Origin of the sequence: Herbiconiux sp. A18JL235 (genome assembly GCF_040939305.1) — a bacterium.
Taxonomy (GTDB): domain Bacteria; phylum Actinomycetota; class Actinomycetes; order Actinomycetales; family Microbacteriaceae; genus Herbiconiux.
Genome location: NZ_CP162511.1, coordinates 1,172,202 through 1,196,210 on the forward strand (window position 1 = coordinate 1,172,202; position 24,009 = coordinate 1,196,210).

Consider the following 24,009-nt stretch of genomic DNA (forward strand, 5'->3'; position numbering starts at 1 on the left):
ATGCGATCACCAGCCCCCGCCGCCACCACGGCGTCGGGCGACGGCGCGTGGGCCTGGGCCGCAGCGCTGTCGCGCTTCGTCACGGCACGTCGTCGCCGGTGGGAGCTTCCGGTGGCGATCGTGCTCGTGCTCGGCCTCACCGCGGCGTTCGCCTGGCAGTCGTACTTCTTCGCCGACGACCTGTTCTTCCCCGCCTACTTCCGCGAGTTCCCGTTCGGCGTCGACTCCCTCACCCGCAGCTGGTTCGGGCACCTCATGCCGGCGTACGCGGCCAGCATCGCCGGGTTCCTCGCGGTGTTCGGCCTCTCCTGGCCGGCCGCAGCGGTGATCATCGGGGTGATCCACGCCGGCGCCTTCACCGCCCTCGTGCGCATCGTCGACGCGGTGACGGGCGCCCGCCGCATGGCGCTCCTCGCCGGCCTCGCCTTCTCGCTCTCGCTCGGCCCCATCGCCCTGCGGCTGTGGTGGGCCGCGAGCCTCAACAACACGGTCGCCCTCGCCGTCTCGCTCGCCGCCTTCGGCTGCCTCACCCGCTTCGTGGTGGGCACGCGCTGGACGCGCTGGGGCAGTCTCGCCGCCGGGCTCGTGCTCTACGCCCTCGCTCTGGCCTCGAGCGAGAAGTCGCTGCTGTTCTCGATGCACCTGTTCCTGTGGTGCGTGCTCGTGATCTGGCGCGGCCAGCCCCTCCTCGCCCGGCTGAAGAACCTGCTGCGCAGCTGGCCGGTGTGGCTCGGCGTCGTCGTCATCTCGCTGGCCGAGCTGTACCTCTACCTGGGCGGCCCCTACCTCGCCGAGTCGGACGGCTCGCCCTCCGGCACCACCACGCTGCAGTTCATGGTGCACAGTGCGCTGGGTGGCCTCATCCCCTCGTTCTTCGGCTTCGACCTGGTGCATGCGCCCGTCACGCTGCTGAACCCCGTCATCATCGTCACCTGCCTGCTGTTCGCGGCGTTCGTGGTGGCGACGGTCGTCGTGAAGCGCTCGAACGCCGGCGTGTGGGTGTTCACGGTCGTCGTCGTGCTGGCGAACACCTTCGTGCTCTCCCGGCGCGCCGACGTCATCGGCATCGGTGCCGGCCGCGAGCTGCGCTACCACCTCGAGAACACGGCGCTCGTCTGGGCGGCGATCGGCGTCGTCGTGGTGAGCACGCTGCTCGAGCTGCGGCGGCGGGCGGATGCGCGGGCTGGGCTGTCGACATCAGCGCCGCCCTCGGCACGCGGCGGCCGGCGCACCGGCCGACTCGTCGCCTCCGTCGTGTCGGCGCTCGCCGTCGTGGCACTCGTCGCGGTGTCGGCCGTCGCGTGGGCGGGCTCGTTCGACCGCATCGTCGCCGCCAACCCCGGCCCGAAGGCCAGGGAGTGGGTGGAGACGATGGAGCGCACGCTGCCGGCCGACGCGCCGCCGCTCATCGACTCGCCGCTGCCCGAGCCCGTCGCGCTCGCGTCGCTCTGGCCCTACAACATGACCTCGGCGATGCTGCCGGTGTTCGGGCGCGAGGTGACGTTCACCAGCTCGCTCGAGGGCGCCTGGGTGGTCGGCGCCGACGGGGCCGCGGGGCCGGCGACGCTCGACGACGTCAAAGCCGCCTCCGAGGGCGCCGCCTGCACCGACGGCAACAGCGATCTGGAGTACCCGGGAACGAAGGCCGACCGCGGCCGCTATCTCGTCATCGACTACTCGGCAGCGTCCGGCGACTCGTTCGCCGTGTTCGCGGGCGACCGCTGGACCGAGGTGGAGCGGCCCGCGGGCAGCGGCACCGCCGTGCTCTACCTGCCCTACGGCATCGCCCCGGGCGAGCTCGCCATCGGAGCGCAGAGCAGCCCGGTCTGCATCGACGGGCTCTCGATCGCCGACGTCGTGCCCGCCCGCTGACCAGCCCGACCGGCTCCGGATGCGCCGCACCAGCGTGCGGTCAGGATCGGCGGGGCGGCAGCAACTATGATCTCCCGAGGCGCCGAGCGATGCGGGCCCGATCCTGCGAGGAGTGAACGACAGACGTGGCCAGTTCAGAGCACCCGGCGCCCGCCGGAGCCGGAGGCGCGGCAGCGGGCGCGGCTCCGGTGGCCACCCGCGCATCGCGACGCTCCTCGGGTTCGGCGGCGCTCCGTGAGTTCCGGCCCGAGATCCAGGGCCTGCGCGCCCTCTCGGTGGGCGTCGTCGTCATCTACCACCTCTGGCCGGGCGCCCTCCCCGGCGGGTTCATCGGCGTCGACGTCTTCTTCGTCATCTCCGGCTTCCTCATCTCGGGGCATCTCCTCGGCGAACTGCGCCGCACCGGAAAGGTGGCCATCGGGTCGTTCTGGGCCAGGCGCATCCGGAGACTGCTCCCCGCATCGCTGCTCGTGCTCGTCGTCACGCTGGTCGCCACGCTCATCTGGGTGCCGCTCAGCAACCGCGCCGACGAGCTCGTCAACATCGGTGCGAGCGCGCTCTACGCCATCAACTGGGTGCTCGCGAACAACGCCGTCGACTACCTGGCGCAGAACAACGCCGACTCGGTGGTGCAGCAGTACTGGTCGCTCGCCGTCGAGGAGCAGTTCTACGTGCTGTGGCCGCTGCTGCTCATGGGCACGGTGCTCGTCGCCGGCTGGGTGCTCCGCCGTCGCATCGACGCCGACTCGTGGAAGAGCCTCCGGCCCTTCGTGGTGGGCGTTCTCGTGCTCGTGTTCGCCGCCTCCCTGATCTACTCGATCTACCTCACCGCCACCCGGCCGGGGGCCGCGTACTTCAACACCTTCGTGCGCGCCTGGGAATTCGCGGCCGGCGGCCTGGCCTCGGTGGCCGTGATGTGGCTCGCCGACCGCCGCAAGCTCGACCGCAGCTCGCGGGGCATGCGCGTCGTCAGCGCGGTCGTGCCGTGGGTCGGGGTCGCGCTCATCGCCGTCTCCGCGTACACCTTCTCGGGCGCGCTGCCCTTCCCCGGCATCGTCGCCGCCATTCCGGTGGTCGGAGCGCTGCTGGTGCTGCTCGTCGACCCGCCCGCCTCCGAGCGCTTCGGGCTGCGCACCGTCAGCGCGTTCTGGCCGGTGAAGAGCATCGGCAAGTGGTCGTACTCCATCTACCTCTGGCACTGGCCGATCATCGTGTTCTTCCCGCTCGTGTTCGGAGTGGGCATCGGCATCAAGGCGGGCATCGCGCTCGGCCTGCTCTCCATCGTGGTCGGCGCGCTGTCGAGCCGCTTCGTCGAAGACCCGGCGCGCTACAACCGCTGGTGGGCGGCCAAGCGCATCCGCTCCTACGCCTTCGCCCTGGGCGTGCCCGCCCTCATCGTCGCCGTGATCGCGGCGAACATGACCTTCATCCAGCAGTCGATCGACGAGGCGGCGAACCAGGCCACCACCCAGCTCGAGCAGCCCTGCTACGGCGCCAACGGCATCCTCGACCAGGGGGCCTGCCCCGACGTGTTCACGGCGACCGAGCCCATCGACACGGCTTACGCCTCGCAAGACCTCGACCCGAACTGGTGCCTCGTGCAGCTCGACAACGTCTGGCGCAACTGCACCTACGGTGACCCGAAGGGGCCGAACGGCACCATCGCGATCGTGGGCGACTCGCACGCCGCCGCGATGACCCCGTCGTTCGACGAGTACTTCAAGACCCAGGGCTGGCGCGTCGTCACCTACACCCGCTTCGGCTGCCCTGGCCTCACCACCGTGCCCGAGCAGATGGTGGGGAAGGATGCGGCGGAGCAGATCGCCTGCACCGACTGGACGAAAGACGTGCTCGCCGACATCGAGTCGCGCGACGACATCGACGTGGTGGCGTACACCGACTGGTCGAGGGCCTACTTCACCTCGGACGACCCCGGGCAGCTGCAGGCCTTCCGCGACGAGATCGACGCCAACTGGTCGGCCGTGCAGGCCAGCGGTAAAGACGTGATCTTCGTGCGCGACGTGCCGGGCAACAGCGTGGGCGACGTGCCGACCTGCCTCGCCGGCATCACCGTGCCGGCCGCGGCCCCGTGCTCGAACCCGCGGCAGAAGGCGATCATCGACGACACCGTGCTGCAGGCGGTGGCGCAGAACGGCGACATCCCGCTGGTCGACACCAGCCAGTACTTCTGCACCGACGAGACCTGCATGACCTTCGTGGGAGGGGTCGTCACCTACGCCGACAACAACCACATGAGCAACACCTACGCCCGCAGCATCGCCCCGCACCTCGGCCGCGACCTCACCGCGGCGATCGAGTCGTTCGGCCGCTGACCAGACGCTGACCCGGCCCGGCACTGACCCGGCCCGGCACTGACCCGTCCCGGCACAGACCCGACCCGGCACACTCCGGCGCGGTTCCGAGGCCTCTGGCACCCGGTGCCCTAGGCTGCCCGGAGATCGTAAGGGGAACGTTGTCTTCGATAGTGCGTGTGCTCGGGTCGGTGCTGATGGTGCTGGCGTTCCTCGTCGTCCCGCTCGTCGCCGCACCGCCGAGCGGCGGCTCCGCCGCGCAGGCCGCCGTCGAACCCGCCCCGATCGCGAGCGAGTCGCCGGCTCCTGAGCCCGACGCGCCCGCCACCGAGGCTCCCGCTCCCGACGCCCCTGCGCCGGAGGCTCCGGCAGACGACCAGCCCGCGACCGAGGCGCCCGCCACCGAGGTTCCCGCGACGGATGCTCCGGCAGGCGACCCTGCCGCAACACCCGTCCCCGCGACCGACGCCCCCGCCGTGCCCGAGGTGCCGCTCGACCCGCAGTCGGCCGACGTCGTGGCGCAGGCCGCGCCCGGCTGCGGCGCCCCCTGCACCTTCGTGCCGGCCACCGGCCGCGCCGCCGCGCAGTGGCTCCTGACCGCTCGCGACCAGGGCAAGTTCACCGTCGACGGCGCCATCAACGAGATCTGGGACACCGAGATCGCCCCCATCGCGAACGGCACCGTGGAGGCGCGCTGCGACATCGACAAGCGCGTGCTGCAGGCCCTCGTCGTCACCATCAAGGCGTTCGGCTCGCTGAGGGTCAGCGACCTCAACCGCTGGTGCGCCAACGACGGCGACTACACCTGCACGGGCGAGAAGCGCCCGCCGAGCCCGTGGCACTGCCGCATCCCCGCCGTCGCCGTCGACTTCAGCCGGGTCGGGGGCCGCAGCACCAACGGGTGGAACGACGGCACCAACGACCTGCTGTCGCTGCTCAACCAGTTCATGCCGGCCAACACCCACGTGGGTCAGCTCGGCTGCTACGGCAGGCCTTCCATGGCGTCGCTCGGCTACAGCTACCTCACCAACGAGTTCGGCGACAGCTGCAACCACCAGCATATCGACATCGGCCAGGCGCCGGGAGCCCTCAGGGTCTCCGAGACCAACGGTCCGCCCATCGGCGGCTACGAGCGCGCCGAGGCTCGACCCGGCGGCCTCTGGTTCAGCGGCTGGGCCGTCGACCTCGACAGCACCGGGCCCGTGCAGATCAACATCGTCATCGACGGGCAGCTGAAGGCGATCACCACGGCGAACCAGAACCGGCCCGACGTCGCCTCCTACCTCCCCGGGTACGGCCCGGCGCACGGCTACGGCATCCTCGTGCCCACCACCGGGGGCTCGCACAAGGTGTGCGTGCACGCGATGGACACCGGAGGTGACGGCGACACCCGCCTCGGCTGCTCCACCATCACCATGATGAAGGACCGCCCGGTGGGCTCGCTCGACACCGCCTACCGCGGTGAGGCCGGCATCCTCGTCACCGGCTGGGCCATCGACCCCGACACCACCGACCCGATCGATGTCGTGTTCTACGTCAACAACCATTGGACCTCCGCCACCCGGGCCGACAAGAGCCGCACCGACGTGGGCCAGGTCTTCCCGGGCTACGGGGCGAAGCACGCCTTCACGGCGACCGTGCCGGTGAGCCCCGGCACCAACCAGGTCTGCGCCTACGCGGTGAACACGCCGTCGTCGAACGACAACCCGCTCATCGGCTGCCACACCATCGTCATGCCCGCCGGCCAGCCGGTGGGTTCGCTCGACACCGCATCCGGTGTTCCCCGCGGCATCCAGGTCTCGGGCTGGGCGCTCGACCCCGACACCAAGGGCCCCATCGACGTGGTGTTCTACGTCGACAACGTGTGGACCTCGGCCACCCGCGCCGCAGGCGCCCGCTCCGACATCGCGCGGCTGTACCCCTCCTGGGGCCCGAACCACGCCTTCACGGCGACGGTTCCCGCCATTCCCGGCTCGCACCGCGTCTGCGGCTATGCCGTGAACACGCCGTCGTCGAACGACAACCCGCTCATCGGCTGTCAGACCGTCACGGTTCCGAACCAGGCTCCCGTCGGAAAGCTCGACGGTGCCTCGGCGGCCCGACAATCGATCTCGGTGCGCGGCTGGTCGCTCGACCCCGACACCGCCAACCCCATCGACGTCGTCTTCTACGTCGACGGCGTGTGGACCTCCTCGGCCCGCGCCGACGGCAGCCGCGGCGACGTGGCCGCCGCCTACCCGGGCTACGGCGACAAGCACGGCTTCACCGCATCCGTACCGGCCAAGGCGGGCAGCCGCACCGTCTGCGCCTACGGCGTGAACTGGCCCTCGTCGAACGACAACACCCTGCTCGGCTGCTCGACGGTCAGCATCGCGTCGACCGCGCCCTTCGGCTCGCTCGACTCGGCACGGGGCGTCGACGGAGGCATCCAGGTGAACGGCTGGACGATCGACCCCGACACGAGAGACCCGATCAGCGTCGTGTTCTACGTCGACGACCGGTGGACGAGCAGCGCCAAGGCCGACCAGAGCCGGAACGACGTCGCCGCGCAGTTCCCGGCCTTCGGCGACAAGCACGGCTACTCGGCAACGGTGCCGGCGACGAAGGGCTCGCACAAGGTGTGCGCCTACGGGGTGAACACGCCGGCTTCGAACGACAACCCGCAGCTCGGCTGCGCCACCGTCACCGTGCCCTGAGCCCCCACCGAACGACACCCGACCGAACGAGCGGCGACCGGACGATCCGAGATCGAACGATCCGCGAACGAACGAGGAGGACGACCATGACGAACCGGATGCGCATCCCGGCCACCCCGGCCCGCCGCGCCACGAGGTGGGGCCTCGCCGCCGCCGCGCTCGCTCTCACCGTCGGGCTCTCCGGCTGCGTCGACCCGGGCGGCGACCCGTCGACGCCGAGCCCCACGAAGCCCTCGCCCACGCGCACGGCGACCCCCACCCCCACGCCGACTGCGACGCCGACCCCCACGCCGACTCCGACGCCCACGCCGACGCCGGAACCCGTCGACACCAGCGGTCCGGTGGTCGCCGCCTGCGAGACCCTCAACGCCAACTACGACGCGGGGCGCGATGCCTGGCTGGCCGCCCGCGACCAGGCCGCCGCGCAGGCGGCCGAGGCCGCCGCGAACGACGCGCAGTGGGAGGGCGCCGCCGCTGCGTTCGCCGCCTTCGCGGCGACGACGTATCCGGGCGCCGAGTCGTCGGCCGACGAGATCAACGCGTACCTCGACTCGTATCTGGCGCTCGTCTCGGTGTGCGCCGAGGTGGGGGTCTCGCTCACCACCGAGTAGGCCCGGAGGGAGCATCCGGCTGCTGTCGCCGGTGTGGGCTCCCCCCAGCTCGCCCCTCCTCGGTTACGGTGGAGCGATGGGGACGCGACGATGGGTGAGTGCCGCTGTGATCACGGGCGGCCTCGTCGCCGTTCTGCTGACGGGGTGCGTCGATCCAGGGGCGGCTCCGACGCCCGGCGCCACCACGGCATCCTCGACCCCCACGCCGACCTCCACCGTCTCCTCGACGCCGAGCCCCGAGCCCACCGAGACGGAGGGGCCCGTGCCCGAGCCCACCTACACCGAGCCGCCCTCGAAGCCCACCACCCCGCCCGAGCAGCCGGCCACCGAGGCGAGCGTGTCGATCCTCAACTCCTCCTACGACCCGGCCGCGGGCACGGTGCGGGTCGACGCGCTGGTGAGCAACGTCATCTCGAGCTCGGGCAGCTGCGCGCTGAGCGTCGTGCAGGGCGAGCAGAGCGCCGCGGCGCAGGTCACCAGCACCGCTGACGCCACCGTCACCTACTGCGCCGAGATGATCGCCACCCTCCCCTCGGGGGCGAGCGGAACCTGGACGGTGACCGTCGTGTTCGACGACGGCACCGCGCAGGGCAGCACGAGCGGAGAGGTCGTCGTCTCATGACCGAGCAGAGCAGCACCGTGCGGGCCCCCGGCCGGCCGCCGCGCCGACGCCGCCCGCCCGCGATCCTCGCCATGATCGCCGCCCTCGCCGTGATGGGCGGACTGCTCACCGCCTTCCTGCCGCTCAGTGCATCCTCGGCCTCCGCCGCCACGGGTGGCGACTTCCAGGCGGGCAACATCATCTCCGACGCGAAGTTCTACAACGGGCAGGCGATGAACGCCCAGGCCGTGCAGAACTTCCTGAACGGACAGGTGCCGAACTGCCGCGCGGGCTACACCTGCCTCAAGGACTACCGCGTGAACACCTTCTCGCGCGGCGCCGACCCCATGTGCAACGCCTACACCGGCGCGGGGGCCGAGACCGCGGCCCAGATCATCGCGAAGGTCGGCCAGGCCTGCGGCATCAGCCAGGCGGTGCTGCTCGTGCTGCTGCAGAAGGAGCAGTCGCTCGTCACCGACACCTGGCCCTCCGCCACCCAGTACGAGCGGGCCACCGGCTTCGCCTGCCCCGACACCGCGCCCTGCGACTCGGAGTACTTCGGCTTCTACAACCAGGTCTACAAGGCGGCCTGGCAGTTCAAGCGCTACGGCAACCCGCCCGGCACCAGCAACTTCTTCACCTGGTACCCGGTGGGGGGCTATGCCAACGTGCTCTACAACCCGAACGCCGGCTGCGGCTCGAGCCGGGTGCTCATTCAGACCCGGGCGACCGCGGCGCTCTACTACTACACCCCCTACCAGCCGAACGCGGCGGCGCTGGCGAACCTGTACGGCACGGGCGACGGATGCTCGGCCTACGGCAACCGCAACTTCTGGCGCCTCTACACCGACTGGTTCGGCAGCACCACCGAGATCAACCACAACCCGTTCGGCTCCATCGACGCTGCGACAGCCGACCTCAAGACCGTCACGCTCCGCGGGTGGGCGCAGGATCTCGACACCCGGAACCCCATCCAGGTCTACGTGTGGTCGGGGGGCAACTACCTCACCGGCAGCTATGTCGGAGCCTTCACCGCGAACGGCTCGCGGCCCGACGTCGACAAGGTCTACGGCAACGGCGCGAACCACGGCTTCTCCATCTCCCTCCCGGCCACCGGCAAACCCACCCAGTACTGCCTCTACGCCATCAACGTGGGCGCGGGCGAGAACGAGCCGCTCGGCTGCCCCACCGTCTCGCCGCCCACCGGCTCTCCCATCGGCGCCATCGAGTACTACAAGCAGACCGGCGCCTCGCTGCAGATCAGCGGCTGGGCGATCGACCCCGACACGGCCTCCTCGACCAAGGTGCAGATCTCGGTGAACGGCAAGGACGCGGGCACCTTCGACGCCGACATCGGGCGCGCCGACCTCGGCCAGAAATACCCGAGCTACGGCAGCGCCCACGCCTGGACGGTGACGAAGCTCGCCGTGCCCATCGGCACGAACAAGGTCTGCGTCACGGCCATCGACCTGAAGGGCGGCAACGGCAACTCCTCGCTCGGCTGCGTCACGACGACCTCGACCGCCGGCCCGCCGACGGGCGGCTTCGAGCGCGCCGACCCCGCCCCGGGCGGGGTGCGGGTGAGCGGCTGGGCAGTCGACCTCGACACCACCGGACCGGTACAGATCAACATCGCCGTGAACGGTTGGCTCAAGTCGATCACCACGGCCGACAAGAACCGGCCCGACGTCGGGCGGTACCTGCCGGGCTACGGCGACGCGCACGGCTACGACGTGGTCGCCCCCGCGTCGCCCGGCGTCAACACGATCTGCGTCTACGCGATGGACACGGGCGGTAACGGCAACACGCTGCTCGGCTGCTCCACCGTCACCGTGATGGCCGGAAAGCCCATCGGCTACCTCGAGACCGCGCGCAGCGCCGACGGGGGAGTCGCTGTCACCGGGTGGGCCATCGACCCCGACACCACGGCGCCCATCTCGGTCGTGTTCTACGTCGACGATCGCTGGACCTCGGCCACCAAGGCCGACCAGGTGCGTGGTGACGTCGCCTACGTCTTCCCGGGCTACGGCGGCGGGCACGGCTTCTCGGTGACGGTTCCGGTGAAGGCGGGCACCCACAAGGTCTGCGCCTACGCGGTGAACACGCCCTCGTCAGACGACAACCCGCAGATCGGATGCGCGACCCTGGCCGTCGACGGCGGCAAGCCGGTGGGCTCGTTCGACACCGCCTCCGCCGTCGCGGGCGGCATCAAAGTGTCGGGCTGGACACTCGACCCCGACACCACCGACCCCATCGACGTCGTGTTCTACGTCGACAACGCGTGGACCTCGCGGATGAAGGCCGACAAGAGCCGCCCCGACGTCGCCTCGCTCTACCCGGGCTTCGGCGACAAGCACGGCTTCACGGGCACGGTTCCGGCCTCGCCCGGCAGCCACCGCGTCTGCGCCTACGGCGTGAACGTGCCCTCCTCCGACAACAACCCCGAGCTCGGCTGCTTCACGGTCACCGTGAAGAGCAGCGCGCCGCTCGGCGCCCTCGACTCGGTGGAGGTCGTCGCGCAGGAGGTCACCGTGGCGGGATGGGCAGCCGAACGCGACAGCGCTGAGCCGGTCGAGGTCGTGTTCTTCGTCGACGACGTCTACACCGCGAGCACCCGCGCGGAGCTCAGCCGTGCCGACGTCGCCGTGGCGAATCCCGGGCTCGGCGACGCGGTCGGCTACAGCACCACGGTTCCCGTCGCGGCGGGGGAGCACCAGGTGTGCGCGTACGCGGTGCCGTCATCCGACGACACGCCCGACGACGGTTCGCCGATCGACATCGCATCGCTCGACGACGACGCCCGGCTGGGCTGCTCCACCGTCAGCGTCTCGCTACCAGGCCCGGGGTACTAAGGTGTTCCGGTGGTCTCATCGAGGCCGCGTCACGAAGCAACGAAGGACTCCAATCGCATGACTGATCTCTCCCGCCAGCGCGTCATCGTCACCGGAGGTGCCGGTTTCATCGGCTGCGCCCTCGCCGAGCGCCTCGCCGCGAAGGCGGAGAAGTGGGTCGTCGTCGACTCCCTCCACCCCCAGGTTCACCAGGTGCAGGAGCGGCCCGCCGCCCTCGTCGAGGCCGCCGAGCTCATCGTCGGCGACGTCACCGACCCCGCCGTCTGGGAGACCGTGCTGGCCGAGATCGAGCCCACCGTCGTCATCCACCTCGCCGCCGAGACCGGCACCGCCCAGTCGCTGAACGAGGCCACCAGGCACGCGCACGTCAACGTCGTCGGCACCACCGTCATGCTCGACGCGTTGAGCGCCCGCGGCATCGTTCCCGAGCGGTTCCTCCTCTCGTCGAGCCGCGCCGTCTACGGCGAGGGCGCGTGGGAGAAGAGCAGCGGGGAGGTCTACTACCCCGGCCAGCGCTCGCACGCCCAGTTCGAGGCCGGCCAGTGGGACTTCCCCGACGCGAAGCCGCTCGCCTCCCGTGCCGCGGTCACCGTTCCGGCGCCCACCAGCGTCTACGGCTCCACCAAGCTCGCGCAGGAGCACGTGCTCTCGGCCTGGGTGAACGCCCGCGACACCACGCTCACGACGCTCCGCCTGCAGAACGTCTACGGCCCCGGCCAGTCGCTGTCGAACCCCTACACCGGCATCGTGTCACTGTTCTCGCAGCTCGCCCAGCGCGGTGAGAGCATCCCGATCTATGAAGACGGCCTCATCACGCGCGACTTCGTCTACATCGACGACGTCGCCGACGCCTTCGTCGCGGCCCTCGCCCTTCCCGCCGAGGAGGCCTCGATCGTCGGTGACGTGGGCTCGGGAGTCGGCACCACCATCATGCAGCTCGCCGAGGCCATCGCCGCCTATCACCAGGCGCCGGCGCCCCACATCACGGGCAAGTACCGCGACGGCGACGTGCGCCACGCAGAGTGCACCATCGACGACACGCTGCGCATGCTCGACTGGGAGCCCCGTTGGCCGGTCGACCGCGGTGTCGCCGGCCTGCAGAGCTGGATCGCCGAGCAGACCGCCCGCTAGGCGCGCCGCGCCGTCCCCTCGCCGGCGTGCACCGTCGGCGCGTGCCCCTGCACCGTACGACCGGTATGAGAATCGCGCCGTCGAGCCCCCTCTAGGCTCGGCGGCGCGATTCTCATACCGTTCCGACGGTGAGCGGCTCGCGCTCGGGCGCGGCCGGCCCGGTGGGGCGCGGGCGGTCGTCGCGCCCGAGCAGCACGACGGTGAGGCCGAAGGCCGCCGTCACGAGTGCGTAGAGCGCGATGAGGGTGAACGAGCCGAGCGGCGGCACCCAGGCATCCGGCTCGAGCATCGCCGGCCAGTCGGTGGCGTAGCCCGAGGCGAAGCGGCGCATGGTGGTGGCGAAGGCGTAGGCGGTGGCGAACGCCCAGCCCGCCGCGCCCACCCACGCCAGCACCGGCAGCACACGAGGTGCGGGCCGGGAGACGAAGCGCGGCGAGGTCGCCATCGCCGCCGCCATGCCGACGAGCAGCGCCATCAGCAGCACGAGCGTGTAGCGCCCCTGCCAGATGAAACCGCCCTGCGTCACGTAGAACGCCTGCACCACGGGGGGCGCGAAGAAGAACACCAGCGCCAGCGCGATCACGAACACCAGCCGTCGCCCGCGCACCCAGAGCACGACTCCGACGATCAACAGGGCGAACAGGGCGTAGCTGATGTAGTAGACCACCGGATGCAGCGTGGTGTCGAGCCAGCCCAGGATGCCGACCATCTGCCTCAGCTGCTGGTAGAAGTTGCCGATGAGCCCGAAGAACCCCTCGATCGGGCTGAGCCCCACACCCTCGTTCTCGGGCACCACCGAGGGGCCGGCGCTCGGGGCGGTGCCGAGCGAATTGCTGCGCAGCGTCCACCACGCGCTCACCGCGGCCCCCGCGATGATGACGACGATGCTCACGATCACGGCCGGCCGGCGCAGCAGCGCCAGCAGCTCGCGACCGGTGAGCAGGAGGAGCGGCACCACGAGCAGCGCCGCCACCCAGAGTGGCGAGATGCCCCTCGTGTTCGACACCAGCACCGCCGCCGTCGTGAGCAGCGCGAGCCGCGCGGGAAGCCGCCTCGGGTCGGGCTGCAGGGTGATCGAGAGCATGGCCGTGAACAGCGCGAGCCCGCCCGTGTACTCGAGGGCGTTCGGATTCACAGTGCCCATGAGGTAGATCGCGATGGGGGTGAGCCCCGCCATCACGGCCAGGGTCGGGATGCGGCGCGAGCGCCACGACCCGATCAGGAAGATCGACGCCGCCACGAAGAAGGAGGTGAGCACCGCGCTCACGATGCGCATCGCGTAGATGCCCGAGGTGTCGGGGAGCACGAGCGAGGGCCAGCCCACGAGCCAGTAGTAGACGGGGTTGTACAGGCTGGCCGAGGAGTGGCTCTCGACGACCTGGTCGGGGTCGCCGGTGAACTCCGGCGCGCACGACGCGGGAGTGTCGGCGTAGAACGCGAAGCATCCCTGCTCGTACTCCCAGTCGAGCGCGGCGGGCACGTCGAGCACACCGCCCGAGGCGATCATGCGCTCGGGCAGCAGCTCTCCCCGCACCACCGACCCGGCCTTCACCACATGGGCGGGCTCGTCGGGCGAGCCGCCGATGGGGGTGGCGAGCGCCCACAGCGTGCCGAGCAGGGCCAGCAGCAGCCACGGCAGCAGCAGCCAGCGCAGCACGGATCGGGGGCGGGAGACGGGCGGCGTGGAAACTGCGGTCATGCTCTTCCTGGGTCGGTGCCGGGGGCTGGGGCGTCAGACCCCGTGTCGTCGACGGAGGCGCGCCGCACCTCGGCGAGAGCGCGCTCCAGCTCCGAGACGCGCAGCTCCTGCAGGGCCACCGCCTCGGCGAGCGTGCGGGTCTCGCCCTCGAGCTCGGTGAGCTCGCCGCTGTGCTGGATGGAGACGAAGAACAGCACGGCGATGCTGAGGAAGAACACGAGGTTCGAGGGCACGGTCACCCCGACGAGCCCGGAGAGGAAGCCGAGGATGCCGGGGAAGATGCCGATGACGAGCGCCACGGTGCCGGCCAGCAGCCACCAGATCGCGTGCCGCTCCCTGAGGTGGCGGCGGCGCAGCGACTCGACGACCACGCCGAGGGTGATGAGGGCGGCGACGATGCCGAGGAGGTAGCTGGCGACGCTCATGCGGTGAGGGCCTCGTCGAGGGGTGCGACGGTTCTCTCGAGCGGCAGCCGCGGCCTGATCAGCGCCACGAACAGGGCCATGCCGGCCCGGCCGAGGTAGACGGCAGCCTTGTAGGGGTTGTGCGAGGGCACCCCGCCCGCCCTGGCGCGCATCGCCACCGGCACCTGGGTGACGCTGAGCCCCGAGCGCGAGGCGATGACGAGCGACTCGACGGTGTCGCCGAGGTACTCGGAGGGGTAGTGGCGGGCGAACAGCGCGACGGCGCGCGGGCCGGAGGCGCGGAAGCCCGAGGTCGTGTCGGTGAGGCGTGTGCGGGTGAGCCTGCTCAGGATGCCGGAGAGCACCTGCATCGCCCACTTGCGCGGCCCCCGCACCGTGTAGTCGCCGACGCCGGCGAACCGGGCGCCGAGCACGAGGTCGTGATCGGCGAGCCGATCGACCAGCTCCGCGATGCCCGCCGGGTCGTGCTGCCCGTCGGAGTCGACCTGCACCACGTTCGCGAAGCCCTTCGACAGCGCGTACTTGAAGCCCGCGCGCATCGCGCCGCCCACGCCGAGATTGATCGGCAGCCGCAGCACCGTCGCCCCGGCGGCCTCAGCCACGCGTGCCGTGGCGTCGCGCGAACCGTCGTCGACGACGAGAACCGACGCCCCGGGCACCTTCGCGAACACCTCGCGCACCACGTCGCCCACGGCCTCCTCCTCGTTGTACGCGGGCATCACGACGAGCGTACGTTCGAGGGCGGTCGGCATGCGCCCCATCATAGCCGTGGGTGCCTCAGCGCTCCCCGGAGACGGCCCGCTCCAGCGCGTCGGGGATGCGGCCGGTTCGGCCGGCCCAGCCGTCGCGAAGTCCGGCCAGCGCGGCGGCGGCGCGGCGCGAACGCCCGGGCACGAACAGCTGCACGATCACCACGTGCCGAAGGTCGGCGACCGTCTCGCGAACGCTCCAGGCGAGGCGGCCGTGGCCGTGCATCCGGTTCAGCAGGATGCGGTTGCGCACCAGGTAGTAGTAGCGGAAGGGTGCGCTGTAGACCAGCGCCAACGGTTCGCCGCCCACGGTCACGGGCCGGCCGAGGAGCGTGGGCCGGTGCCGGCGGCCGAGGCTGTGGCCGAGGCGGGTCGCCGGTGACAGCACCACGCGAAGCCCCTGACGGGCGACCCGCAGGGCGAAGTCGGTGTCGACGCCGTCGATGAACAGCGGCTCGGCGAACAGGCCGACGCGGGAGAGGGTCTCGCGCGGGATGAGCAGACCCGACTGGATGGGGGTGGAGCCGAGCAGGAACCCCTTGCGGTACCCGGAGACGGGGGAGGGGAGGCCCTCTACTTCGGAGGGGGCGACGAGGCCAACGCCCAGACCCGCGGCCCGCGCCTCGCGGGCGGTGCCGACGAGGCACGACACGAAGTCGGGCGAGACCTCCGAGTCCTGGTCGAAGGTGAGGAAGAAGGCCGGAGCCTCGACGGCGTCGGCCTTGGCGGCACGGATGCCGGTGTTCAGCGCCGCGGCGATGCCCCGGTTGCCGGGGTGGCGCACCACGAGGGCGCCCGCGGCGCGCACCTCGTCGAACACGGGGTCGAAGCGCGGGTCGCTGCCGTCGTCGACCACCACCACGCGGGCGACCTGAGGGAGCAGGGAGCGCACCAGGGCGACGAGACCCTCTCCCGGCGCGAAGGCCGTCACGACCGCGGCGACGTCGTCGTTCACAGCTCCCTCTCCGCCCCGGGAGCTCCCGGCGGCCCTACTATGCTTGCACTCTATGATCCGAGCCCGTCGCCTGCGCCTGCCGCGCCGAGCGCGTCGTGGCTGAGGGCCGGGCGACCGGGGGCTCGACCCCCACCATCGGCCGCCGCTCCTTCATCGGCGTCGGGGCCGCCTCGCTGGTGTCGGCCGGTGTCGGCTTCGCCGTGCTCCTCATCGCACCCCGGGTGCTGCCGAGCGAGGTCGACGTCACCGACTTCCTGGCCTTCTGGTCGTTCCTGTTCCTCTGGTTCGGCATCCTGGGCGGTCTCTCCGCCGAGTCGACGAGAGCCGTACACGACAGCGACCGGCGCACGGAGGCCGCTCACGAACGACGTGAACCACGGATGCTCGCGGTCGGCCTCGGGGTGGGCATCGCCCTCGGGGTGGTGCTGAGCGTCTCCAGCCTGTGGTGGGCGCCGCAGGTCCTCGGGCCCGACTACGCCTGGCTCGCGCTCCCGCTCAGTGCGTCGATCGCCCTGTTCTCGGGCCACGCGGTGATCGTCGGGGTGCTCGGCGGTCGCCTGCAGTGGGCCACCTTCGCGCGGCTCGTCATCGGCGACTCGCTGCTGCGCCTCGCGCTCATCGTGGGCGCTGCACTCGTCGCCGCGACGGTCGCGGGGCTCGCGGTGGCGGCCAGCGTCGCCTCCGTCACCTGGCTCATCGGGCTGGCGTTCTCGCCCACCCTCCGGCGGGCGGCGGCCGCCCGGTCGGACGTGCCGCTGGTACCGTTCCTCCGCCGGATCGGGCACGCCTGCCTCGCCTCCGGGTCGAGTGCCGTGCTCGTGGTCGGGTTCCCCGTCATCCTCCGCCTCACCTCGAGTGAGGCCGCCTACGAGGCGGCGGCGGGCCTGCTCATCGCCGTGACGTTCACGCGGGCCCCGCTGCTCATCCCGCTGAACGCCTACCAGGGTGTGGCCATCGCGCACTTCCTCAACAACCGGCACCTGGGGTTCCGGGCTCTCCTGCCGATCGCTCGGCTCATCGGCCTGATCGCCGTGGTGGGTGCCGTGCTGGGTGGGCTGCTCGGGCCGCTGCTGCTCGGCTGGTACTACGGGCCGGGGTACGTCGTCGACGGCTGGGTGGTCGCCGGGCTCGTCGTCGCGGCGGCGGCCATGGCGATGCTCACCGTCACCGGGGCGCTGTGCCTCGCGCTCGATCGCCACAGTGCCTACTCGGCGGGGTGGCTGGCGGCGACGGCGCTCGCCGTCGTCGTGCTGCTGCTGCCGCTGGACACCGGGGTGCGGTCGGTGCTGGCACTGCTGCTGGGGCCGCTCCTCGGGCTCGGCATCCACGCGCTGGCGCTCCGTCGGTCGCGCGTCATCGAGAAGCCGCACGTCGTGGAAGGGGAGCAGTCGTGAGTCGGTCGCCTGGTCGTTCCGAGGTGCGGGCGAGTGTCTGCATGGCCACCTACAACGGCTCGGCGTACGTGGCCGAGCAGATCGAGTCGATCGTCGCGCAGCTCGGCCCCGACGACGAGCTCGTCGTGGTCGACGACTGCTCCACCGACGACACCGCCTCCGTCGTGGTGGCGACGGCGGAGCGCCTCGGTGAGTCGCGCATCCTGCTCACCAAGACCGACTCGAACGTGGGGTACGTGCGGGCGTTCGAGGCCGCCATCAGGCGGTCCCGCGGCACGTACGTCTTCCTCTCCGACCAGGACGACGTCTGGACGGCCGGGCGGCACGAGGCCATGATCGCCGGGCTCTCGCGCTCGCTCGTCGTCGCCGCGAACCACTCCATCCTCGGCCGCAACGGTGCACGACTCTGGTATCCGCCGCTGCGGGCCGCGCAGTCGCAGCGGCGGTTCGCGAACCTGTTCGCCCTGCTCGTCGGCTACCGGCCCTACTTCGGCTGCGCGATGGGCTTCCGGCGCGAGGCGATCGACGGGGGCATCCTGCCCATCCCGCCGTACGTCAGCGAGTCGCACGACGTCTGGATCGCCATCACGGGCAACGTGCGGGGGAGCATCCGTCATCTCGACGAGGTCGTCGTCGAGCGCCGTCTGCACGGCTCGAACCAGACCCCCCTCGGCATCCGGGGGCTCCCCACCATCCTCCGCGCCCGCGTCATGTTCCTCCGCCTCATCGCCGAGGCCACCCGCCGCGCCACCGCAGCCCGTCGCGCTCGGCGCGCGGCGTCGCTACGATGAGGGCGTGGGAACTCTCTACAGCGCAGCCGTGACGGGGCGCTTCTTCACCTTCCGCGACCGCCGCGCCTGACGGCGCGCCGCCGCTCGCTCGCCTCAGCGCGCCGTCCTCCGAGACGTCATCTGCACCTCGGACGGGCGCTTCCTCGTGCCACGACATCGCCCCGCGGGGTGCTCCACCCTCTTCCCAGGAGCACCGCTCATGCCTCGATCCCTCCATGGTGGCCGCCACGAACTCGGCCAGAACTTCCTCACCCACACGCCGTCGATCGACCTCATCCTCGCGCTGGTGGATGCGACCCGCGGGCCCATCCTCGAACTCGGCGCCGGTGACGGCGCGCTCACCCGCCCTCTCGCCACCAGACGGCGGCCCCTCACCGCCATCGACATCGACGAACACCGCGTCCGCCGCCTCCGGAGGGCGCTGCCGCACGCCGACGTGCTGCAGGCCGACGCGCTGCACCATCCGCTCCGCGCCCCCACGGTCGTCGGCAACATCCCGTTCCACCTCACCACGCCCATCCTCCGTCGCCTGCTGGCGGAGCCAGGCTGGGAGCGCGCGATCCTCCTGACCCAGTGGGAGGTCGCCCGCAAGCGTGCGGGGGTGGGCGGCGGCACGATGATGACGGCGCAGCACGCGCCCTGGTTCGAGTTCGCGCTGCACGGGCGGGTGCCCCGATGGGGATTCAGGCCGGCCCCGGGCGTCGACGGCGGCATCCTGTCGATCACCCGCCGCGAGCATCCGCTTCTCCCCGGGGCCGAGCGACGCGCTTACGAGGGCTTCGTGCGCGCGGTGTTCTCGGGGCGGGGTGCGACTCTCGAACGCATCGTCGCCGGTGCCGGGAAGGCCCCTCCGTCGGTCGCGCGCGACGCGGTGGCTCGGGCCGACGCCCGGGGCGCTCTTGCCCGCGACCTCGACGCAGAGCAGTGGGCCGCTCTGTGGCGCACCCTCCGGGGGTGAGACCTGTGCGCCAACGCTCAGTTTCGATCGGTAGCTTGCCAAGCTGCGGGCCGAGACAGGAGATGCATGCAGGCGCAGGAACGACACGGGCGAAAGCACACCCCCTCGGCGGCGGCGCTCGTGCTGCGCACGCTCGGCGTGGCGGTGGCCGTGGTGGTCGTGTCGACGCTCCTGGTGGTGGGGTACGCGGTATCGAGCATCTCGTCGACGTTCCAGGAGGCGGCAGTCGACATCGGCGGCGACGCACCGCCGCCCGCGCCGCCGTTCCTCGGCGCCATCGAGGGCGGGTTCAACCTGCTCATCGTCGGCAGCGACAACGACGAGAACCAGGGCGACGAGTACGGCGAGCGCGATGCGGTGCTGAACGACGTGAACATCCTCATCCACGTCGCAGCAGATCACCGCAACGCCGTGGTCGTGAGCCTGCCCCGCGACCTCGTCATCCCCCAGCCCGCCTGCGACGCCTCGGATGCGGTCGACGCCCAGCCCCTCAACGACGCCTGGGAGAGGGGCGGCGAGAACGGCCTGGGGTGCGTGGTGGCGACCGTGCGATCGCTCACCGGCCTCGACATCCCGTACGCCATGGAGACCTCGTTCAACGGTGTGATCGAGATGAGCAACGCCGTCGGCGGCGTCGACGTCTGCGTCACCGACGTCATGCAAGACGACTTCACCGGCCTGTACCTCACGCCCGGACATCACCTCCTTGCCGGCGCCGACGCCCTCGCCTTCCTGCGCAACCGCCACGGCGTGGGAGACGGCAGCGACCTGGCGCGCATCGGCTCGCAGCAGCAGTACCTGTCGTCGCTCTTGCGCACGATCAAGAGCTCGAGCACCCTCTCCGACCCCACGAAGGTCTACGGGCTCGCGCAAGCCGTGGCGCAGAACATCACGCCGTCGACGAGCATCAGCGGCACCGACACCCTCGTCTCGCTCGCCCTCGCGATGAAGGACATCGACCTGTCGAAGGTCGTCTTCGTCTCCTACCCCGTCACCGCCTACGTCGACGACCCGAACAAGGTGCAGCCCGTCGACGACCTCGCCGCACAGCTCGTCGAGCGCATCACCACCGACCAGCCGTTCACGCTAGACGCGGGCGCCACCACCACCGGTTCGACCGTCGAGGGCGAGGCCGGCGCCGACCCCGCCGACCCCGCCACGCCGGCCGCACCTCCCGCGAGCGAGGCGCCGACCGACTCGCCCGAGACCCCCGACGTCATCGAGGGCCTCCAGGGCCAGACCGCTGCCGAGCAGACCTGCGCCAGCCCGTTCAGCGAGTAGGCGCCTCGCGGACGGCCGGGCGGGCGCGCGCCGCGCTGCGCGAGGGCGCCACGCCGCTCAGCCGAGGGCGTGGCGCAGGAGCGCGCGGCGGGAGGCCGGGTCGTGGGCGCGGAGCGCGGCGGGCAGCTCGGTGAGCGCGTTGAGGCGCGAGGTGAGGTGCAGGGTCGCGGCGCGCGCGGCGCGCGACCACCCCCGGGCGGCGGCGCGCGAGGCGAGCTCGGCGAACAGCGCCGACTCCTCGGCGAACTTCGCCCCGTCGGGCCCCTTCAGCGACGACACGCTGCCGGAGTGCCTGCGGTACGAGAACACCACCTCGTTGTCGAGCAGCAGCGCACCCCCGTCGAGCACGATGTCGGCGATGAGGGCGAGGTCTTGCACCACGTCGAAACCCGGCCGGAAGCCGAAGCGCCTGAGGTCGTCGGCCCGCCACACGAGCGACGGGAAGTACGCCCAGTTCCCGTGCATGAGGCTCGTGAGCAGCTGCTCGCCGCCGAACATCCGCGTTCCCGTCCCGCCGAAACGCACGAGCTCCTTCACCCGATCGGCGAGTGGATGCGCGACCCGGCCCTCCGAGTCGATCACCTCCACCCCGGGCTGCACGATCGCCGCCCACGGATGCGCGGCCACGAGCTCGGCGACCCGCTCGACGTAACCGGGGTGCATCCGGTCGTCGCAGCCCATCAGCACGGCCCGCTCGTTCTCGACCAGCCGCACGCACTCCCGGAAGTTCCCGCCCACGCCGAGGTTCGTCCCGTTGCGGCGGTACACCACGCGCGGGTCGCCGAGCGACGCGGCCCAGCGCCCGGGCTCCTCGTCGGGGTACACGTCGTCGACGATCACCAGGCGCCAGTCGGAGACCGTCTGCGCGAGCACGCTCCGCACCGCCTCGCGGAAGTGGTCGGGGCGACCCCAGAACGGCATCATGATGTCGAGGGTCACGGGGTCTCCATCCTCTCGTGCCGCGGCTCGGGCGGCGGTTCGTCTGCCGGCCGGAGCCTCCGGCGCCAGCTGAGGTCGCGGGCGGCCTTCACCGAGCAGATCACGAGCAGCAGCCAGCCGTACTCGACCAGCACGATGCTCTCGGCCATGGAGGTGGCGAGGAGCACCACGAGCACCAGCGCCGTCCAGAGGAAGACGATGCTCTTGCGTGAGGAGGCCACCACCCAGGCCCTCCCGAAGGCGAGCAACGCGAACACGGTGAACACGGCGAAGCCGATGAGGCCGGCCTGGAAGTAGACGTCGACGAACGCGTTGAGCGCCGAGGTGTGCGCCCGGCCGCCCACGACGTCGAGGGCGAAGAAGGGCGACACGTTCGACCGCCAGTACCCCACCCACCCCCAGCCCTCGATGGGGTTGAGGTCGATGAGGCGGCCGAGCTCGCGCCAGATCTCGAGCCGGTAGGTGAACTCGCGCCGGGTCGACAGGAGGTCGAGGATGCGCCCCCGCAGCAGGAAGGCCAGGAGCGCCGCCGCCACGGCCACGGCCAGCAGTGCCACGTGCCAGGTGCGCCTGGTCTCGGGAGCGGCCCGGCGCAACAGCAGCAGTACGCCCGCGGCGACGGCGGTCACCAGCGCGACCCCCGCGGTGACGGGCGACCCCGAGAGCACCGCTGCGCCGGCGGCGATGATGACGCTGTAGACGCCGACCCCGCGCCGCACCGACCGCGTGGCGAGCTCCACGGCGAAGGTGACGAGCGCGATCAGCGCCACGAACCCCACCATGTTGCGCGAGCCGAGCACGCCCTGGATGGGCCCGCCCGACGCCAGCGCGCCCGTGATGCCGAGGAAGCGCAGGGGCACGTCGAGCAGCACGCCCGACAGCACCTCGAGCGCCAGCGAGAGGGTGATCACCACCCGCAGCACGTCGCCCACTGCGCGCACGATCTGGATGAGGTCGCGCACCACGGCGACGTACACCCCGAGGAAGGCGTAGGCGAGCAGGTACGCGATGCCGTTGAGGCTCGACGGCACGTACGAGCTCCAGAAGATGGTGAGGGTGCACCAGGCCAGGAAGATCAGCAGCGAGATGGGCAGCAGTCCGTGCCAGTCGAGCTGCTTCCAGCGCCCGGCGAAGGAGAGCGCCGCGAACGCGACGAGCGCGCAGACGATGGCCACGAGGCCCGGCCAGCCGATCGTCGACCGCAGGAAGTGCGACAGGAACGCGGTCGCGACGACGGCGATGGTGAGCGCCTTCGCGAAGCGGGTGGCGCCGAAGAAGACGAGCACCCCCGCCATCACCGGATGCTGCTGCCGCCCGGCCGCGCTCATCGGGGGGCGGCTGCCCGAAAGGTCGATGCGGCCCTGCCCGGCCGCGCATCCGTCGTCTCACCGGCACCGGCACCGGCAGCGCCGAGCTCGAGCGCGACGTCGGAGTTCTCGAGCTTGGTCTTCACGGCGATGACGATGAGCAGCACCCAGCCGCCCTCCACGAGGAGCCTGCTCTCGACGAGACTCTGCGCGACGAGCGCGGCGAGGATGAGCGCCGGCGCGAGCGTGAGCGCCACGCGGGGGAGCGGCCGGCCGAGGGAGTCGAGCGGATGATCGACCGCCAGCCACCAGGCCCGGTACGAGGTTCCCAGCACGAGCGCGATGAAGAGCACGAGCCCGACGACGCCGAGCTGCAGCCACACGTCGAGCCACGCGTCGTGCGCCTGCAGGTAGGTCACCCCGTTGCGCACGGCCAGACCGTCGAACGGCTCCACCCAGGGCACCCAGTAGCTCACCCAACCCCAGCCGAAGGCGGGGCGCTGGGCGGCGAGCTCGGCGACGGAGGTCCAGATGTCGACCCGGCCGGTGAGGTCGTCCGACTTGCCGAACAGCTGCAGCAGTGCGCCCCAGAACGTGCTCACCGCGACGATGGCGAGCACGGTCACCACGGCGACGCCGCCCATCAGCCACAGCCGACGGCCGGGCCCCGCGCGCCGGGCGAGCACGAGCACCCCCAGCATGGCCGCGACGATCACGGCGGCGGCGATGGCCGTGGCGGAGCGGGTGAGCGCGAGCACGACGACGGCGGTCACGAGCCACGCCACCGCGGGCCGGGTGCGCACGAGCCCCTGCGCCAGCTGCACCCCCACGGTGATGAGCGCGAGCAGTGCGAGGAAGGCGAGGATGTTGCGGTTGCCCACGATGCCCTGGATGGGTCCGCCGTGGAACAGATCGGCTTGCGACCAGTAGAACGCGGCCGGCACCTTCTGCCCCGAGTAGTCGGTGAAGAACGGCAGCACGGGCTGACGCACGAACACCGCGACGACCAGCTCGAACACGATCGACAGACCCAGGATGAGCGTGAGGGCTCTGGAGGCAGCGGCGATCAGCTGCGGCCAGCTGAGCGCGACCGCGAGGAAGAGCGCGGCGAGCGTGGTCGCCGCCTGGGCCAGGATGCCGAGCACCGTCGCACCCGGGTAGAACGACCACGCCAGCGAGAGCACGGCGAGGGCGCCGAAGAGCACCAGGGTGCGCGGCAGCTTCGACGGCCGGAGGCGCTTCCACAGCCGGCGCCTCGTCATCGTCACCGCGACCGTCACCGTGATGGCGAGCACGACGGCGAGGTAGCCCCACCAGCCGATGAGGTCGCGCCAGAACTCGCCGGCGAAGACCGTGAAGAACACGAGCACGGCGAGCCACCGGGCGGCGGCGTCGGTGGGGTAGCGCATAGCGAGAAGCCTACTTACCCCGCGGGG

18 protein-coding genes are annotated in these 24,009 nt (G+C 71.5%); 11 read left to right on the forward strand and 7 right to left on the reverse strand.

The window, feature by feature from the left end:
* The 7 genes from ABFY20_RS05430 to ABFY20_RS05460 all read left to right on the forward strand — a co-directional run bounded on the left by ABFY20_RS05430 (position 1) and on the right by ABFY20_RS05460 (position 12,075).
* Positions 1 to 1,872, forward strand: a complete 1,872-nt coding sequence (locus tag ABFY20_RS05430; RefSeq protein ID WP_368498919.1) for a hypothetical protein — start codon at positions 1 to 3, stop codon at positions 1,870 to 1,872.
* 125 nt (positions 1,873 to 1,997) lie between these two features.
* Complete coding sequence (locus ABFY20_RS05435) at positions 1,998 to 4,205, forward strand: acyltransferase family protein (protein ID WP_368498920.1); 2,208 nt, start codon at positions 1,998 to 2,000, stop codon at positions 4,203 to 4,205.
* 140 nt (positions 4,206 to 4,345) lie between these two features.
* Positions 4,346 to 6,880 carry a hypothetical protein gene (locus ABFY20_RS05440; protein WP_368498921.1) on the forward strand — a complete coding sequence of 845 codons (2,535 nt, stop codon included), beginning with the start codon at positions 4,346 to 4,348 and terminating at the stop codon, positions 6,878 to 6,880.
* 86 nt (positions 6,881 to 6,966) lie between these two features.
* The gene (locus ABFY20_RS05445; RefSeq protein ID WP_368498922.1) at positions 6,967 to 7,491 is read left to right on the forward strand and encodes a hypothetical protein; all 525 of its coding nucleotides are present in this window, start codon (positions 6,967 to 6,969) and stop codon (positions 7,489 to 7,491) included.
* Between the two features lie 76 nt (positions 7,492 to 7,567).
* Positions 7,568 to 8,113: a hypothetical protein gene (locus ABFY20_RS05450; RefSeq protein WP_368498923.1), complete on the forward strand. Its 546-nt coding sequence runs from the start codon at positions 7,568 to 7,570 to the stop codon at positions 8,111 to 8,113.
* The gene (locus tag ABFY20_RS05455) at positions 8,110 to 10,944 is read left to right on the forward strand and encodes a hypothetical protein (RefSeq protein ID WP_368498924.1); all 2,835 of its coding nucleotides are present in this window, start codon (positions 8,110 to 8,112) and stop codon (positions 10,942 to 10,944) included. Before ABFY20_RS05450 ends, ABFY20_RS05455 begins: the two co-directional genes overlap by 4 nt.
* 57 nt (positions 10,945 to 11,001) lie before the next feature.
* Complete coding sequence (locus tag ABFY20_RS05460; protein ID WP_368498925.1) at positions 11,002 to 12,075, forward strand: NAD-dependent epimerase/dehydratase family protein; 1,074 nt, start codon at positions 11,002 to 11,004, stop codon at positions 12,073 to 12,075.
* Between the two features lie 112 nt (positions 12,076 to 12,187).
* Here the strand turns inward: ABFY20_RS05460 and ABFY20_RS05465 are convergent, their stop codons facing one another.
* Genes ABFY20_RS05465 through ABFY20_RS05480 form a run of 4 tightly spaced genes read right to left on the reverse strand, consistent with a single transcriptional unit; the run spans position 12,188 to position 15,903 of the window.
* Positions 12,188 to 13,774, reverse strand: a complete 1,587-nt coding sequence (locus ABFY20_RS05465; RefSeq protein WP_368498926.1) for a DUF2142 domain-containing protein — start codon at positions 13,772 to 13,774, stop codon at positions 12,188 to 12,190.
* Positions 13,771 to 14,199, reverse strand: coding sequence for a DUF2304 domain-containing protein (locus tag ABFY20_RS05470; protein ID WP_368498927.1), 429 nt, complete (start codon positions 14,197 to 14,199; stop codon positions 13,771 to 13,773). The genes ABFY20_RS05465 and ABFY20_RS05470 overlap by 4 nt, the downstream gene beginning before the upstream one ends.
* Positions 14,196 to 14,951, reverse strand: coding sequence for a glycosyltransferase family 2 protein (locus ABFY20_RS05475; protein ID WP_368498928.1), 756 nt, complete (start codon positions 14,949 to 14,951; stop codon positions 14,196 to 14,198). The genes ABFY20_RS05470 and ABFY20_RS05475 overlap by 4 nt, the downstream gene beginning before the upstream one ends.
* Positions 14,952 to 14,976: 25 nt before the next feature.
* On the reverse strand, positions 14,977 to 15,903 hold the full coding sequence (locus tag ABFY20_RS05480; RefSeq protein WP_368498929.1) for a glycosyltransferase: 927 nt from the start codon (positions 15,901 to 15,903) through the stop codon (positions 14,977 to 14,979).
* A gap of 95 nt (positions 15,904 to 15,998) precedes the next feature.
* Between ABFY20_RS05480 and ABFY20_RS05485 the strand changes: the two genes are divergently transcribed.
* The 4 genes from ABFY20_RS05485 (at position 15,999) to ABFY20_RS05500 (ending at position 20,327) form a co-directional block, all read left to right on the forward strand.
* Positions 15,999 to 17,297: a hypothetical protein gene (locus ABFY20_RS05485; protein ID WP_368498930.1), complete on the forward strand. Its 1,299-nt coding sequence runs from the start codon at positions 15,999 to 16,001 to the stop codon at positions 17,295 to 17,297.
* 41 nt (positions 17,298 to 17,338) lie between these two features.
* Positions 17,339 to 18,088: a glycosyltransferase gene (locus tag ABFY20_RS05490; protein ID WP_368498931.1), complete on the forward strand. Its 750-nt coding sequence runs from the start codon at positions 17,339 to 17,341 to the stop codon at positions 18,086 to 18,088.
* A 199-nt stretch (positions 18,089 to 18,287) separates the two neighbouring features.
* Entirely contained in the window at positions 18,288 to 19,046 is a 759-nt protein-coding gene (gene erm / locus ABFY20_RS05495) for a 23S ribosomal RNA methyltransferase Erm (protein ID WP_368498932.1), read from the forward strand.
* 66 nt (positions 19,047 to 19,112) lie between these two features.
* A complete protein-coding gene (locus ABFY20_RS05500) occupies positions 19,113 to 20,327 on the forward strand; it encodes an LCP family protein (RefSeq protein WP_368498933.1) in 1,215 nt (404 codons plus the stop codon).
* A gap of 57 nt (positions 20,328 to 20,384) precedes the next feature.
* Here ABFY20_RS05500 and ABFY20_RS05505 read toward each other — a convergent pair whose 3' ends face one another.
* Genes ABFY20_RS05505 through ABFY20_RS05515 form a run of 3 tightly spaced genes read right to left on the reverse strand, consistent with a single transcriptional unit; the run spans position 20,385 to position 23,982 of the window.
* Positions 20,385 to 21,266: a glycosyltransferase family 2 protein gene (locus ABFY20_RS05505; protein WP_368498934.1), complete on the reverse strand. Its 882-nt coding sequence runs from the start codon at positions 21,264 to 21,266 to the stop codon at positions 20,385 to 20,387.
* On the reverse strand, positions 21,263 to 22,594 hold the full coding sequence (locus tag ABFY20_RS05510) for an O-antigen ligase family protein (protein ID WP_368498935.1): 1,332 nt from the start codon (positions 22,592 to 22,594) through the stop codon (positions 21,263 to 21,265). The genes ABFY20_RS05505 and ABFY20_RS05510 overlap by 4 nt, the downstream gene beginning before the upstream one ends.
* Positions 22,591 to 23,982, reverse strand: a complete 1,392-nt coding sequence (locus tag ABFY20_RS05515) for an O-antigen ligase family protein (RefSeq protein ID WP_368498936.1) — start codon at positions 23,980 to 23,982, stop codon at positions 22,591 to 22,593. Before ABFY20_RS05515 ends, ABFY20_RS05510 begins: the two co-directional genes overlap by 4 nt.
* Positions 23,983 to 24,009: the final 27 nt, after the last annotated feature.

Bases quoted from the DNA above. Each gene is read 5' to 3' on its own strand.
- ABFY20_RS05430 (WP_368498919.1), top strand. From the start codon at position 1: ATGCGATCACCAGCCCCCGCCGCCACCACGGCGTCGGGCGACGGCGCG.
- ABFY20_RS05445 (WP_368498922.1), top strand. From the start codon at position 6,967: ATGACGAACCGGATGCGCATCCCGGCCACCCCGGCCCGCCGCGCCACG.
- ABFY20_RS05450 (WP_368498923.1), top strand. From the start codon at position 7,568: ATGGGGACGCGACGATGGGTGAGTGCCGCTGTGATCACGGGCGGCCTC.
- ABFY20_RS05455 (WP_368498924.1), top strand. From the start codon at position 8,110: ATGACCGAGCAGAGCAGCACCGTGCGGGCCCCCGGCCGGCCGCCGCGC.
- ABFY20_RS05460 (WP_368498925.1), top strand. From the start codon at position 11,002: ATGACTGATCTCTCCCGCCAGCGCGTCATCGTCACCGGAGGTGCCGGT.
- ABFY20_RS05465 (WP_368498926.1), bottom strand. From the start codon at position 13,774: ATGACCGCAGTTTCCACGCCGCCCGTCTCCCGCCCCCGATCCGTGCTG.
- ABFY20_RS05470 (WP_368498927.1), bottom strand. From the start codon at position 14,199: ATGAGCGTCGCCAGCTACCTCCTCGGCATCGTCGCCGCCCTCATCACC.
- ABFY20_RS05475 (WP_368498928.1), bottom strand. From the start codon at position 14,951: ATGCCGACCGCCCTCGAACGTACGCTCGTCGTGATGCCCGCGTACAAC.
- ABFY20_RS05490 (WP_368498931.1), top strand. From the start codon at position 17,339: ATGGCCACCTACAACGGCTCGGCGTACGTGGCCGAGCAGATCGAGTCG.
- erm (WP_368498932.1), top strand. From the start codon at position 18,288: ATGCCTCGATCCCTCCATGGTGGCCGCCACGAACTCGGCCAGAACTTC.
- ABFY20_RS05500 (WP_368498933.1), top strand. From the start codon at position 19,113: ATGCAGGCGCAGGAACGACACGGGCGAAAGCACACCCCCTCGGCGGCG.
- ABFY20_RS05510 (WP_368498935.1), bottom strand. From the start codon at position 22,594: ATGAGCGCGGCCGGGCGGCAGCAGCATCCGGTGATGGCGGGGGTGCTC.
- ABFY20_RS05515 (WP_368498936.1), bottom strand. From the start codon at position 23,982: ATGCGCTACCCCACCGACGCCGCCGCCCGGTGGCTCGCCGTGCTCGTG.